At 42.0% G+C, this 1,055-nt stretch carries 1 protein-coding gene; it reads left to right on the forward strand.

Going from position 1 to position 1,055, the window contains the following annotated elements:
* Positions 1 to 106: 106 nt before the first annotated feature.
* Positions 107 to 901 (forward strand): hypothetical protein, encoded by a 795-nt coding sequence (locus KDK14_RS17715; RefSeq protein ID WP_257266520.1) that lies wholly within the window; start codon positions 107 to 109, stop codon positions 899 to 901.
* Positions 902 to 1,055 lie beyond the last annotated feature (154 nt).

A 1,055-nucleotide genomic window follows, 5' to 3' on the forward strand; every position in this document is an offset into this window, starting at 1 on the left:
TAGCTAAATATCCTATTATCGGGATGATCGTTCGACCGATTCTGTCGCCCTGTTCCAAATACGTTCTTGCGGCAAGGTTAACTGTGATCGGGCAACATCCTTCAATGTGCTCAGTGAGGGCGTTACACTCGTTGATAACCATTATTACCCGAACTCAAAAATACCTTTAACTGTTTCCATCAAGCAGAAAATAAATGGAACAACCGTGACGTTTTCGCCAGATGATCCGGCAAATACCCCGTGTACCTCTCAATGTGACTTTCAGGGTGCGGGGCGCAAGGTAAATGTTTGTGAAGATTGTCTTGACTTTGAACTGACCTTGAGTGCTGACCTGAATAAACTCATGGAGCAAGGTACCCTGAAACAGTCAGGCTGGCATTCGGGCACATTAACTTTCACCATAGATCAAGCAGATAGCTCAGTAGGTGGTGATGGTGATTCCGGCGTTGATCGGGATGTTTATCTTTATATAACCCTTTATATACCGCCTCTCATTCAGATCAGTGGCCTGGAGAATATGACTCTGAGCAGTGAGGGAATCGGAACTCGAGAGATCTGTGTATATACTCTTGGCGCTTCAACATTTTCTTTAATGCCGTTTAGTACGAATGGTAAACCAAACGGAGGAGGGGTGTGGACGGATTTTCGCTTGTCTAACAGGGCTGGAAATACACTTCAATATTTAATGAATATTAACGATGGAAGAAAAAATCACAATTTTCGCTGGGGCTCACGTCTAGATTATCGACAAGGCAATTACACTAATTGGCAGCCATCGAATGTGCTCAATTGCAGTAATGGTGAAAATATAGAACTGACTATTACCGTTATTGATAGCATTGATGCTGCCCCTGCTGGTGTTTACAGTGACACTATGACCATAACTGTTTACCCTGATTAATTTTTGGCAAACAAATACCATTGAATCCGAACTCAGGTCTTGATATTTAATAAATCCAAATATCAAGACCTATGTCTTTTTTCTTCAAGTTAAGTAGTTAACCTCTGGGTTTCCTCAAACTCCCCATCAAACATCCCATATTGAATATAACCCC

This window comes from Endozoicomonas sp. ONNA2 (assembly GCF_024606365.1).
Classification (GTDB): Bacteria; Pseudomonadota; Gammaproteobacteria; order Pseudomonadales; family Endozoicomonadaceae; genus Endozoicomonas.